9 protein-coding genes are annotated in these 12,601 nt (G+C 45.1%); 4 read left to right on the top strand and 5 right to left on the bottom strand.

What is annotated here, in order from left to right:
* Positions 1 to 195 precede the first annotated feature (195 nt).
* Positions 196 to 828: a triacylglycerol lipase gene (locus tag AB6E30_RS03955; protein ID WP_050647609.1), complete on the top strand. Its 633-nt coding sequence runs from the start codon at positions 196 to 198 to the stop codon at positions 826 to 828.
* A gap of 151 nt (positions 829 to 979) precedes the next feature.
* On the opposite strand, the gene AB6E30_RS03950 is transcribed toward AB6E30_RS03955, so the two are convergent.
* On the bottom strand, positions 980 to 1,954 hold the full coding sequence (locus AB6E30_RS03950) for an arginine deiminase-related protein (protein ID WP_372102671.1): 975 nt from the start codon (positions 1,952 to 1,954) through the stop codon (positions 980 to 982).
* Between the two features lie 586 nt (positions 1,955 to 2,540).
* On the opposite strand from AB6E30_RS03950, the gene AB6E30_RS03945 reads away from it, so the two are divergent.
* A complete protein-coding gene (locus AB6E30_RS03945) occupies positions 2,541 to 4,391 on the top strand; it encodes an ABC transporter ATP-binding protein (RefSeq protein WP_017065156.1) in 1,851 nt (616 codons plus the stop codon).
* A gap of 285 nt (positions 4,392 to 4,676) precedes the next feature.
* Complete coding sequence (locus AB6E30_RS03940) at positions 4,677 to 5,381, top strand: hypothetical protein (RefSeq protein ID WP_017065155.1); 705 nt, start codon at positions 4,677 to 4,679, stop codon at positions 5,379 to 5,381.
* A gap of 108 nt (positions 5,382 to 5,489) precedes the next feature.
* Here AB6E30_RS03940 and AB6E30_RS03935 read toward each other — a convergent pair whose 3' ends face one another.
* Positions 5,490 to 5,978 carry an Lrp/AsnC family transcriptional regulator gene (locus AB6E30_RS03935; protein ID WP_004732526.1) on the bottom strand — a complete coding sequence of 163 codons (489 nt, stop codon included), beginning with the start codon at positions 5,976 to 5,978 and terminating at the stop codon, positions 5,490 to 5,492.
* Between the two features lie 278 nt (positions 5,979 to 6,256).
* Here AB6E30_RS03935 and AB6E30_RS03930 point away from each other — a divergent pair, with 278 nt between their 5' ends.
* Positions 6,257 to 6,427, top strand: coding sequence for a hypothetical protein (locus AB6E30_RS03930; protein WP_017061196.1), 171 nt, complete (start codon positions 6,257 to 6,259; stop codon positions 6,425 to 6,427).
* A gap of 638 nt (positions 6,428 to 7,065) precedes the next feature.
* On the opposite strand, the gene putP is transcribed toward AB6E30_RS03930, so the two are convergent.
* From putP to putA, 3 genes are all read right to left on the bottom strand, one after another.
* Positions 7,066 to 8,592 carry a sodium/proline symporter PutP gene (putP, locus tag AB6E30_RS03925; protein ID WP_372102670.1) on the bottom strand — a complete coding sequence of 509 codons (1,527 nt, stop codon included), beginning with the start codon at positions 8,590 to 8,592 and terminating at the stop codon, positions 7,066 to 7,068.
* A 149-nt stretch (positions 8,593 to 8,741) separates the two neighbouring features.
* On the bottom strand, positions 8,742 to 9,446 hold the full coding sequence (locus AB6E30_RS03920; protein ID WP_372102669.1) for a 1-pyrroline-5-carboxylate dehydrogenase: 705 nt from the start codon (positions 9,444 to 9,446) through the stop codon (positions 8,742 to 8,744).
* 11 nt (positions 9,447 to 9,457) lie between these two features.
* Positions 9,458 to 12,595, bottom strand: coding sequence for a bifunctional proline dehydrogenase/L-glutamate gamma-semialdehyde dehydrogenase PutA (gene putA / locus AB6E30_RS03915; protein WP_372102668.1), 3,138 nt, complete (start codon positions 12,593 to 12,595; stop codon positions 9,458 to 9,460).
* Positions 12,596 to 12,601 lie beyond the last annotated feature (6 nt).

The following is a 12,601-nucleotide window of genomic DNA, read 5'->3' as shown; positions in this document are numbered from 1 at the left end:
TATGAGGTGATGATATCACCTCTAACTAAGTGACCAAATTCAGCGTACCACTACAGACTAACCCACCTTTTCTCTATGACGAACGCACTGTTTATAACTTACACCTCTGCCTTTTGTGTCTCATTCGTAGCAAGTTTTATTGAGTTTAGAATTGCGACTAAATATACTGGGGACATCATCAGACGGAGGACAAAAATGAATAATAAAAACAAACATATAGTTTTAATTCATGGTCTATATATGCCTGCGTTGATCATGCAGTATCTGGATAGAAACTTCAAAAAACGCGGCTTTACAACGCACAAGTTTGCCTACAACTCGCTGCGTTTCCCTTCTGCAGCCAAACGCCTCAATCGCTTCGTGAATGCTCGCTTTAATGAATACGATGAGGTCTATTTCTTTGGTCACTCACTCGGTGGCTTACTCATTCGTCACTACTTTAAGTTTTATCAGCCCAATTTTGCCGACACCTGCATTATTACCGCAGGGACGCCGCACAATGGGGCAACTATCGCCAAAACACTGTCGAATCATGGGCTTGGTTTTATATTTGGTTCGAGCAAAATGATCTTAAGCGATGGCCTGGGTGATTATGATATTGATGTGCCGATTGGCGTGATTACAGGTACCTACGACGCCGGAGTCGGACGTATTGTTCTGGGAAGAAACCCGGGCGATGGCACAGTCACACTCGAAGACGCCAACCTGAGAGGAGCAACGGATACTTACGCCCTCAAACTCAACCACACGGCGCTCGTCTACTCCAAAGAAGTCGTAACACTGTCGGCTCAGTTCATCGAACACAGAGCTTTTAAGGATGCTTCATAGCTTATTTCCATTAGCTTTTGCGCGTTGACTCCTGTATCGAGCTCTGTTCTCTTATATGTGAAAGACAAAAACAAAAATACCACTCTGCGATAAGAGTGGTATTCAAAGATTCATTACTGAAAGTGAGTGCTTGTTATACTTTCTATACTTGTTACAAGCGATTAACTCGTGTTGGTAGGAACACCTCACCCAACATGCATCGCACCGAACCACCACCAATGTCTTCAATCGTTTTCACGTTAAATGGTAGCAGCTTGCCGTGTGTCGAAAGCTGAGCTAGTTGGGCTGGAGAAAACGCATCGTAAGCCGATTGAGACATCGCGATCACCTTGTCGCCATTCACGGTTTCCAATTGCAGAATATTACCGCAGAATCGGTTCATCTGATCAATTGAGATAGAGATAACCTGCTTATCTTTAGCAAGCGACTTCACCACAAAGCGGCGTTCAAACTCAGGAATCACTTCATCACAGATCACGCAGAAGTTATCGCCAATCGCCATCATCACATTGGTATGGTAAATCGGTTGGCCAGACGGTAATGCCGTTTGGAACGAGACCACGCGAGAATAACCAATGCGCTTCGCATAATCTTCTAACACTTCGCGGTCACAACGCTGAGAAAGCGCAGCGTAGATGGTCTTGTTGATATGGTCGATAACCATAACGCCCGTGCTCTCTAGATAAGAACCTTGCGCGATGTAAGACTCTAGAGACTCGATATGGTTAACAATGCGACCCGACGCTTCTAACGCTTCAATAAGAGCATTTGGCTTAACTTCATTCTGACGGTTTTCACAGGCCATAGGGAAAGTGAATAAACTTCCATCACTACAAGTACTGAACCAGTTGTTTGGGAAAACAGCATCCGGCGTTTCAACGCCCAATTCTGGGTAATCAAACTCTACAACTTGCACACCTTCTTTACGCAACGAAGCGACCATAGCCTTAAATTCGGCCATCGTTTCTACCTTCACCTCAGCTTCGGTCAGATTCACTCTGTGCTGAAATTCGTTATCACGTGCTGTTTCTTCGTTAAATTTAAACTCTTTTGGCGGCACCATAACAACGCAATTGGCGTTTTGAACATTAGTAATATGAAGTGATTTTTTGTGTAGGTTTAACATTTCAACCGTCCCTATCTTTTATTTACTTCAGAATTGTAAACAACTTGTTACGATAAGATTCACTGAAAAGAATATTGATTTGAATATTTATCCCAAACAATTACTGCAGATCTTAGATTAATCGGTAATTTTTACTGCAAGATAACAGCACATCAGAAAGAACCAACTGTATGCATATTCGTTAAGTCACTTTATGGATAAATATTCCGATTCCATTTTCTCGCCCATCACGAGTTTTGATTACAATTTAATCCATTTAGCGTTAGGATTATCACCGTTGCATAACAATCAATTACGTTTGAAATCAGCTTAACTTTTCCTGTCTAATTCAATCTAAAATAAGCGTCATGAAAGACACTCTTTGGACCTTTCCTGCATCGCTTAGACAAAGTTTTAGTGTTTTAAAGCCAAGTACCTAAATAGGCGCTAGAACAAAATCCATCGAATGATTTAATACTGATAAGAACCCATGGGCGCTTATATAATTTCAAACTAAGACAGTTAAATTTCAAATCAAGACTATAAAAACAAAGCTGCACCAACGATGCAGTCGCTTATAGATGCACTAGCTTATAAAGGGAAATCTATGTACAAGAAATTTGAAGGCTTTACTGAAGCCTTTCCAAAGGGAGAGCCGATACAACCTCCTACTGGCATACTGGCATTCTGCCGCCATTACACTCGAGGTTTCGAAAAACCATTGATTTTGCTCGGGTTGATGAGCATGACCATCGCGATCATCGAAGTCGCGCTGTTCGGTTACATGGGGCAATTGGTCGACTGGCTATCAACAAGCAACCCAGACACTTTCTTAGCAGACAACGAATCGACATTGATGGGGCTCGGTATTCTGCTGTTGGTTGTGATGCCAATCTTGATCAGTGTTTACTCGCTATTGCTTCACCAAACTTTGCTGGGCAACTACCCAATGTCGATTCGTTGGTTAGCACACCGCTACCTTTTGAAGCAAAGCCTGTCCTTCTATCAAGATGACTTCGCCGGACGTGTCGCGACCAAAGTGATGCAAACCTCGCTTGCAGTGCGCGAAACTGTGACCAAGATGGTCGATGTGTTTGTCTACGTGACGGTTTACTTCACGGCGATGCTGTTCATGCTTGCTGAATCAGATTGGCGCTTGATGGCTCCGATGCTGATTTGGCTATTCGTTTACATCGGTATTCAACTGCACTTCGTGCCAAAGCTAAAAGACGTGTCTTCAGAGCAAGCGGATGCGCGATCGTTAATGACAGGTCGTATTGTCGATAGTTACACCAACATCGCGACGGTGAAATTGTTCTCACACAGTAAAAGAGAAACCGAATACGCCGAAGAAGGCATGGAAGGCTTCCTAGATACTGTGCACCGCCAAATGCGCTTGGTAACCGGCTTCAACATCTGCGTGGAATTCGCTAACTATCTATTGGTGTTCAGCATTGCGGGTATCTCTATCTACCTATGGCTAGATAGCGCAATCACCGTGGGTGCAATCGCGATTGCGGTCAGCTTGGCTCTGCGTATTAACGGCATGTCGAAATGGATCATGTGGGAAATTGGTGGTCTGTTTGAGAACCTTGGTACCGTGATTGACGGCATTAAAACTCTGTCTAAGCCTATTGCTATTGAAGACAAGAAAGACGCGAAGCCTCTGGAGGTTCCACAAGGCGGTATCAACTTCGACAATGTAAGCTTTAACTACGGTGAGAATAAGGGGGTGATCAACAACCTAAACCTCAACATCAAACCGGGTGAAAAAGTGGGTTTGGTTGGCCGTTCAGGTGCAGGTAAATCGACCCTAGTTAACTTACTACTGCGTTTCCACGATGTAGAAAGTGGTCGCATCCTGATTGATGACCAAGAGATCTCGAGCGTTACTCAAGATTCTCTGCGTAGCAACATAGGTATGGTGACCCAAGATACCTCACTGCTGCACCGTTCGATCAAAGACAACATTCTTTACGGTCGACCAGAGGCATCAGACGAAGAAGTATACGCGGCAACTAAACAAGCACACGCGCATGAGTTTATCGAAACGCTAACCGACCCGTTTGGCAACATTGGTTACGATGCTCAAGTAGGTGAACGTGGCGTTAAGCTTTCTGGTGGTCAGCGTCAACGTGTCGCTATCTCACGTGTTCTTTTGAAAAATGCACCACTATTGGTTCTCGATGAAGCAACTTCTGCACTCGATTCTGAGGTAGAAGCGGCCATCCAAGAGAGCTTAATTGAGCTAATGGAAGGCAAAACGGTTATTGCGATTGCACACCGCCTGTCGACCATTGCAGCGATGGATCGCCTGATCGTACTCGACCAAGGCAATATCGTTGAAGAAGGCACGCACCAAGAGCTGATTACACAAAATGGCATCTATGCTCAATTGTGGAATCACCAGACAGGTGGCTTTATTGCCGATGATCTTGAGCAAGCTACGAACGCTTAATTTTTGTGCTATTTTAAAAGTGCGATGTGATTCACACCAATTTGTTTATTAGCGGTAAATTACACATGGCAGAATGTTATGTCGTAATTATATAATGACATTAACACCAAAGACGCCTCGCTTGCGCGTTCTGGAATAAGGCTAGACTTCGGGGGGAGGCTAGCCTTTTTATGCCTGCTATTTGGCGCTCTTTGCTACCTGTCCAATAAACTTCATCGATCCTTTTGTTTTTTTCTTGGCGTTTTTTTCTTAAAATGCGCGCAATATTCTTTCTAGAGATCAACCATGAACAAAAGTGTCTTAACTAACGTTATTGCGTTAGCACTGCTTGCTGGCGGCTATGCGACAGCAAACCAATACTTGCTTTACGCAGGCCTATTCGCCTTTTCTGGTGCCATCACCAACTGGCTTGCGATTCACATGTTGTTCGAGAAAGTACCCGGCCTATACGGTTCAGGCGTTATTCCAGCACGCTTTGAAGAGTTCAAGGCAGCCATCAAGCAACTGATGATGGAGCAATTCTTTACAGAAAGTAACATCGACCGCTTCCTAAGCAGCGAGATGACAGGAAAGTCGCTCAATCTAGAGCCTGTGATTCAGAAGATCGACTTTAACCCTGCATTCGACTCACTGGTGCATGTTATCGAGAACTCTCAGTTTGGCGGTATGTTGGCAATGTTTGGTGGCACAGAAGCACTAGAGCCAATGAAAGCGCCGTTTGTTGAGAAGATGCAAGAATCTGTGATTGAAATCAGCAAGAGTGATTCTGTAAAAAATGCCATCAAAGACGAGCTAGAATCGCCTGCGATGATGGATGAAATCAAAGAAAACATTGAGGCGATCATCGATCAGCGCTTGAATGAACTAACACCTAAGCTGGTTAAAGAGATGGTTCAGACCATGATCAAGAAACACCTTGGCTGGCTTGTGGTTTGGGGCGGTGTATTCGGTGGTGTGATTGGCTTAATCTCTGCGGCCATTACGCTTTAAGGCGAACAAGTTTATCGGATTGCTCTTTATCTGACGCTCAACAAAAAATGGAAGCTTATTGCTTCCATTTTTTATATCTAAATCACGTTGGTAAGCGAAATTAGGCCACTATTTTAGAGTTGCCAACAACTCAGGGTTCACGCCGAAGCCCTTTTTATGCTCTTCAATCACCACTTCACTACGTGTCTGAATCACACCAGGCAAGGTGCCCAGCTTGGTGGCCATAAACGCTTGGTACGCCTTCATGTCTTTCACTCGAACCTTGATCATGGTGTCAAAGTCACCCGACAGTGAGTAGCACTCTTCCACCTCAGGCATCATTTCCACGGCTTGGGCAAATTTGTCGAAGATCGAAAAGCTAGTCTGATCGAGACGGATATGGATAAAGACTTGAACATCGAGTCCCAGCTTTTCTGAACAAAGCTCAGCATGATAGCCCGTGATGTAGCCCTCTTTCTCCAATCGCTTGAGTCTATCAGAGCAAGGTGACGTCGTAAGGTTGACCTGTTTTGCCAGTTCAACAACAGGTAAACGCCCTTTCATATGCAGAATTCTTAGTATCTCTTTATCGATACGATCGAGCTGATGCTGAGACATAACATTCCTTAAACATTCTAAATTCCGCTCAGTATATTCCATACCAAGTGCAATCGAAGAAAACCTCGCTCACACATTTAAAAACTAAATGCACGGATGATATTCACGCAAGATATAAACACATACAAATAGATAAGAACCCTTATAAATCAAACTCTGGTTATTAACAAATTATTATAGAAATGACCCGATTAACAAATAAGTTGAGCCGGAAACGAAAGAAAGGATATAGGCCAAAGTGAATAATATAATTATCAAAGAGAAAGGATGACTCTATTATGAAAACGCAAGAACTCGCATATAAACCTTACGGTATTGGTTCATGGACACACGTAACGGTATCAAAAGATGTTGCTCAGGCACTAGCAAATGAATACTCAAACTATGGTTGGGATGTGAAGATTGATGGCGACGCCATTGTTGCCGAGCTAGCACTCAAAGCCGCATAGAAACGCAAAAACCTCCTAAAACGGAGGTTTTTTGATCTAAGTTAGTGAGCGCTTACTGTAAGTTAAGCTAAACCAATTTGGGGTACAGTACTTCCTGTTTCGCAACGACAATTGCACGTGCGGCAGAAGTGCTGAGTTTCCATATCGTAGTACAGGTTTCCACTAAATAGTTTTGACGTCCATTGCATCATACGGCCAGAAGCTGTCTCGGGCTCTGATTCACAACGTTTCATTATAGACTTATGTAGTGTTGTTTTTTTACATCCTTTGCAATAGAGATCAGGCATACCTTTGTCCTATAGGTCTTTAGTGGTTACTGACAATTGACACATCATGTCCAATTCGGTTCCACAATTCACCGAGCTAATGACAAAAGTGAGCGCCAAGTTCAAAAAATAGCCATTTTTCTATTTTATTTTTTGACATCAAACGCCACCAACAAGACAGACCTTTCATTTCTCGCTCAAGATCCTTCGCTTTCGATTTACATTGTAAACCCCCATTTCAATATCAGAAAACCTCGAATAAACTTAATTTGAAATAAGACAAAGGTCGTACTCACATAAAAAAATAGAGCCACCGAAGTGACTCTATTGTTCATGTCTTTTGCTAATTCATTGGTATTTTTACAATGTAAATTAGTCTAGCTCAACAAGGTTCTTCTCGAACTCAGCGTGTTGCTTCTTAACTTCGTCTTCTGGCTCGCCAGTGATTAGGCTCACGATAACGATAGAGATAGTTGATAGGATGATTCCCGGTACGATTTCGTACACATCGAACCAACCGCCCGTGAACTGTTTCCAAAGTACAATCGTAACACCACCAACAACGATACCCGCTAGAGCGCCGTTACGGTTCATACGAGACCAGTATAGGCTCAACACGATAGCTGGACCAAATGCAGCACCGAAACCAGCCCATGCATAAGATACAAGGCCAAGAACTGAACTGTCTGGCGTCATCGCTAGCACAAGTGCAATTAGAGAGATTAGGATTACCGCGAAGCGGCCTACACGAACAATCTCTTCAGACGTCGCATCTTTCTTAAGTACTTGCTTATACAGATCTTCTGCTAGTGCAGATGAAGATACAAGTAGCTGTGAATCCGCAGTACTCATGATTGCCGCTAGGATTGCAGCAAGTAAGATACCTGCGATTACTGGGTGGAACATCGCGTTCACAAGAAGCATGAAGATCTTCTCGCCATCGTCTAGCTTAGGCGCGCCAGAGTTAGTCACGTAGATTAGACCAACCAGACCTACTAGCATTGCACCAACCATAGACAGAGCAGACCATACCACCGCGATACGACGCGCTGTTGTTAGGTCTTTGTTGCTACGTGTTGCTTTGAAACGAGCAAGGATGTGTGGCTGACCGAAGTAACCTAGACCCCATGCCGCTAGCGAGATGATCGCGATAGCAGAAAGTGGCTCACCTTTCACATCATTCCATAGCGTGAGAAGCTCTGGGTTGATGTTGTGAAGATCAGTCGATAGCTGACCAAGACCACCGTTCATCGCTGCGATTGGTACAATCAATAGCGCAGCAGACATCAGCAGACCTTGAACCAAATCCGTCCAAGATACCGCAAGGAAACCACCAAATAGCGTGTAAGAAACCACACATACTGTACCGATGATTACCGCTGTTGTGTAATCTAGGCCGAATACTGTTTCAAACAATTTACCACCTGCTACCAAGCCAGAACTTGTGTAGAAAAGGAAGAATAAAAGGATAAAGAAAGCAGAAATTGTTTGGATCAGCTTAGAATTATCATTGAAACGACGAGATAGGAACTCAGGTAGCGTCAGTGACTCTGTTGTAATGCTGTAAGTACGCAGACGCTTAGCACTGATTAACCAGTTCGCCCAAGTACCAACTAGCAGGCCACCAGCAAGCCAGAATGCTTCAAAACCAGCAGCATAAGCGTAACCCGGTAGACCAAGTAGCAGCCAACCACTCATGTCTGATGCACCAGCAGAAAGTGCAGCAGGCCATGGGCCTAGCGAACGACCACCTAGGAAGTAGTCTGTCGAGCTAGAAGTACGTTTGTAAGCAATAACACCGATCGCTAGCATCATAATTAGATACGCAATGAACGTCGTCGTTATTGCAAAACTGTTTTCTATCATTTGATAGTCCTCATTTTGTAGAAAGCCTTCCATGCCTAATTCAATGCAAAGCACTCACCGTAAAGGCAAGCAAATGCATTGAGTTAGGTATTCAGGCTCCAAAGCACTATGAGTTAAATCCAAAGATGGAGAAAACCAAAATGGAAAAAAACAAAAGTGTTTAGAGCCAGTATTACTGAAGGTTAGTGAGCTTCGCTTCCAAGTTCGAGCAAGGTCGCGTTACCGCCCACGGCTGTTATATTTATAGTTCGCGTACGCTCGGTAATGAAGCGCAGCGATAGGTGTGGATCATTAGCAACATGCATTGCCGTTAGATCCGTTTCAGCTACTAAACTGACGATGGCACCGTCACGCTTAGCAAGTTGTAAATTGATAGCTTGAGCCGTTTGTGAATTACCCACGTAACCCGCACTTCGTACATCGCAAGACAGCAGCTGTTGAGCAGCGTCGTACGAGGCAACCTGTACCAAGTTAGTTGGTAGATTCGCTTGTTTCGCGGCGTCAGCAATTAAGGTATTGAACTGCACGTCATCACTGCACAGTTGCACGCTGTTACCCGCTAATAGTGCTGCGGTAATCATCGCGGTTGCTGTTTGCAGTGCTGGCACTTTCTCTTCGCAATCATCAACAATCACCAAAGCCACGCCACGACCTGCAGCATACAGCTCATTGGTTTCGCCCGTAGGCCCCGCCATGAGGTGATGCTCAGAAAGCAGTGCAGACGCTTGCTCTAGATGATAAGTCGCCACAGCAGCCAAAGGCGCAGATTGGCTTTCGATCTCTGATTTGAATGAAAGTACCTGAGCACTCTTATGATCAAAATCGGTAAGATTCCATTGTTCCCACGCCAAGAAAGCATCAGAAAAACCTGTCACTTGATGAACCATGATACTGCTCCTTATGCCTTGTCTTGTGATTGAGAGAAATGAACATCAGTAAAGCGGTATAGGTAGTGAGGACCACCCGCTTTAGGGCCAGTACCAGACAAGCCTTGACCACCAAATGGTTGTACACCAACAACAGCGCCGACCTGGTCACGGTTGATGTAACAGTTACCCACACGAACGTGTTTTTCGATCCAACGGTAAGTTGTCTCGTTACGGCTGTGGATGCCCATGGTTAAGCCAAAACCGGTTTGGTTAATTTGGTCTACCACTTGCGCCAGTTCACTCGCTTTGAAGCGAACGATATGCAGTACAGGACCAAACTGCTCTTCTTTCAAACAGCTGATGTCATCGATTTCAAATGCACTTGGTGGAACAAAGTCACCATGTTCACAATCCGCTCCTAGAGAAAGTTGAGCCACTTTCTTCTGGGTCTTAGTCATATTTTCTAGGTGCGTCATCAACTTCTGCTTCGCGTTTTGGTCGATAACTGGGCCCACATCCGTTTTATGAAGATGTGGAATACCAACGCTTAGCTCATCCATCGCACCGTGAATTAGTCCAATCACGCGATCTGCAATGTCTTCTTGAATGTAAAGCACACGTAGCGCAGAACAACGTTGACCTGCAGAAGCGAATGCCGAACGAATAACATCACGGACTACCTGTTCAGGCAGTGCGGTACTGTCGACGATCATCGCATTCTGACCACCGGTTTCCGCGATAAACGGAACAGGCTTAGCGTTACGACTCGCCAATGACACGTTGATACGTTGTGCTGTTGGTGTTGACCCCGTAAAGGCAACGCCCGCAATCGCATCATGACTGGTTAGCGCACTACCGATCTCAGCGCCACGACCCGGTAGTAACTGAATCGTGCCAGCAGGGAAACCCGCTTCATTCATCAATTCCACTGCGCGAGCTGCAATTAAGCTTGTTTGCTCTGCAGGTTTCGCCACAACCGTGTTACCCGCCACTAGTGCAGCTGTAATTTGGCCAAGGAAGATCGCCAATGGGAAGTTCCAAGGGCTGATACAAACGAATACACCACGACCTTGTCGCGAAGCGATTCGAGTTAGACCATCAAAGCCTTTTAGCTCAAAACCTTGTAGGTTGTTCGCTTGTTTTGCGTAGTAACGACAGAAGTCGACCGCTTCACGCACTTCATCAATGCTGTCGTGAATTGTCTTACCCGCTTCTTGATGACAAATTGCCACCAGCTCAGCCAGGTTTTCTTCCATCAGATCCGCCAACTTCTCAAGCGCAGCGGCTTTGGTTTCAACCGATGTTGCGTTCCAATCAGCGAATGCAGCGTCTGCACCAGTGATCGCTGCGGAAACATGATCAAGGTTTGCAAAAGCCACCTGACCCACGCTAATACGACGATCGTAAGGTGCTGTTACTTGTTCAACATTCTGATCAGCCTTGATCATGCTTTCGGCAAGAGATTCGCCGTTGATCACAGGTCCAGCAGTCCATTGATTGTTCAAAAAGCCTTTTACTTGCTCTTCAAACTGATGCGCTTCGCTCTCGATATCAATGTTCACACCGTATGAGTTCTTACGCTCAGGGAATACCGCTGGCGGCAGAGGAATCTTAGTGTTGTTCAACGTATCGAATGCCAAAAGCATGTCGACTGGATGCTGTGTTAGCTCTGCTACAGGGCAACGAGCATCAACCAAACGGTGTACAAACGAGCTGTTTGCACCATTCTCTAACAGACGACGTACTAGGTATGGCAGTAGATCTTTATGGCTACCAACTGGCGCGTAAATACGTACCGACTGTTGGTAAGCTTCCATTGCATGGTTGTAAAGTGAATCACCCATGCCGTGTAAGCGTTGGAATTCAAAGTCTTTATGGTCGGTCATCACTGCAATAGCGGAAACCGTATGAGCATTGTGGCTAGCAAACTGCGGGAAGATATTGCCACGAACACTTGGGCTCAATAGATAACGCGCACACGCTAGGTAGGCTACATCAGTCGCTTCTTTGCGAGTGTAAACAGGGTAGTTATCGAAACCAGCTTGTTGTGACCATTTGATCTCACTATCCCAGTAAGCACCTTTAACTAGGCGAAGTGGGATTAAGTCACCCTGCTCTTTTGCTAGGCGGTTTAGCCAAACTAGAACCGGTAACGCACGCTTTGAATACGCTTGAATAACCAGACCAAACTTGCCCCAGCCTTTCACTAGCTCGCTGCGATACAGTTTTTCGAATAACTTAAGCGAAAGCTCTAGGCGATCCGCTTCTTCTGCATCAATCGTGATCGCAACATCAAGCTCAATCGCACGGCGCAGTAACTGCTCTAGCGTGTCGCATAGCTCAGTCAGTACGCGGTCTTCATTCGCCACTTCATAACGTGGGTGAAGCGCAGAAAGCTTGATAGAAACAGACGGTGCTGGGCTAGATTTTGAAGAGACGTATGTGTCTCGACCTACGGCTTCAATCGCCATTAGGTAATCTTTGAAGTATTTGTTTGCGTCAGCAGTGGTCAGTGCCGCTTCACCTAGCATGTCGTATGAGTAGGTAAAACCTTTGTCACGCATAGACTTACCGTTCTTCTGCGCTTCAGCAATGCTGCGACCAAGAACGAATTGGTGACCCATCACCTTCATCGCTTGGTGCATCGCTTTACGAATCACCGGCTCAGAAAGCTTGTTCACTAAACGGTTAACCGCTTGACCTGCACTCTGCTCTTTAGATGAAAGTCCAACCACCTTGCCTGTTAGCATTAGGCCCCAAGTTGATGCGTTAACAAAAACCGAGTCAGAATTCTTTAGGTGAGATTTCCAATCCGCAACGCTAAGTTTGTCGCGAATCAACGCATCAGCGGTTGCCGAATCAGGAATACGCATCAAGGCTTCCGCCAGACACATTAGCAAGATGCCCTCTTGAGTATCTAAGCTGTATTCAAGCAACAAGGCGTCGATCATCTGAATAGATGTTTTATCCGCACGAATAGACTCAATCAACGACGTCGTTTTGTCTGTAATTTGCTGCTTTTCAGACTCAGAAGGGGTAGCTAGCGGCAGAAGTTGCTCTAGCCATTGGGTTTCATCCACCATATATAATGGTGAGATAAGCGTCCAAAGATCAGCAAGCGACTGCTCATTGAATTCTGGCTTTAACACATCAGTAGCTGTAAACATGCGTTT

It is taken from the genome of Vibrio sp. 10N.247.311.12 (genome assembly GCF_041467515.1).
Classification (GTDB): Bacteria; Pseudomonadota; Gammaproteobacteria; order Enterobacterales; family Vibrionaceae; genus Vibrio; species Vibrio crassostreae_C.
The sequence above is the reverse complement of the archived record's forward strand: the minus strand, read 5'-3'. Positions and strand labels throughout refer to the sequence as shown.